Source organism: Kluyvera huaxiensis, assembly GCF_040149365.1.
Taxonomy (GTDB): Bacteria; Pseudomonadota; Gammaproteobacteria; order Enterobacterales; family Enterobacteriaceae; genus Kluyvera; species Kluyvera intermedia_A.
In genome coordinates, this window is sequence record NZ_JBEFLV010000057.1 from 1 (window position 1) to 680 (window position 680).

Below are 680 nucleotides of genomic sequence, written 5' to 3' on the forward strand. Positions count from 1 at the left end.
CTTCTGTCTCAGTACGATTTCCCAGGCGACGACACTCCTATCGTTCGTGGTTCCGCGCTGAAAGCGCTGGAAGGCGAAGCTGAGTGGGAAGCAAAAATCATCGAACTGGCTGGCTTCCTGGATTCTTACATCCCAGAACCAGAGCGTGCGATTGACAAGCCATTCCTGCTGCCTATCGAAGACGTATTCTCCATCTCCGGCCGTGGTACTGTAGTTACCGGTCGTGTAGAGCGCGGTATCGTTAAAGTTGGCGAAGAAGTTGAAATCGTTGGTATCAAAGAGACTGCTAAGTCTACCTGTACTGGCGTTGAAATGTTCCGCAAACTGCTGGACGAAGGCCGTGCTGGTGAGAACGTTGGTGTTCTGCTGCGTGGTATCAAACGTGAAGAAATCGAACGTGGTCAGGTACTGGCTAAGCCAGGCTCTATCAAGCCGCACACCAAGTTCGAATCTGAAGTTTACATCCTGTCCAAAGATGAAGGCGGCCGTCATACTCCGTTCTTCAAAGGCTACCGTCCACAGTTCTACTTCCGTACAACTGACGTGACTGGTACCATCGAACTGCCAGAAGGCGTAGAGATGGTAATGCCGGGCGACAACATCAAAATGGTTGTTACCCTGATCCACCCAATCGCGATGGATGACGGTCTGCGTTTCGCAATCCGTGAAGGCGGCCGTAC

1 protein-coding gene is annotated in these 680 nt (G+C 51.9%); it reads left to right on the forward strand.

Features of this window, described 5'->3' with window-relative positions; translation table 11 throughout:
- Positions 1 to 680, forward strand: a 680-nt coding sequence (locus ABOC97_RS23905) for an EF-Tu C-terminal domain-related protein (RefSeq protein WP_349602333.1), incomplete at both ends; no start/stop codon positions are given.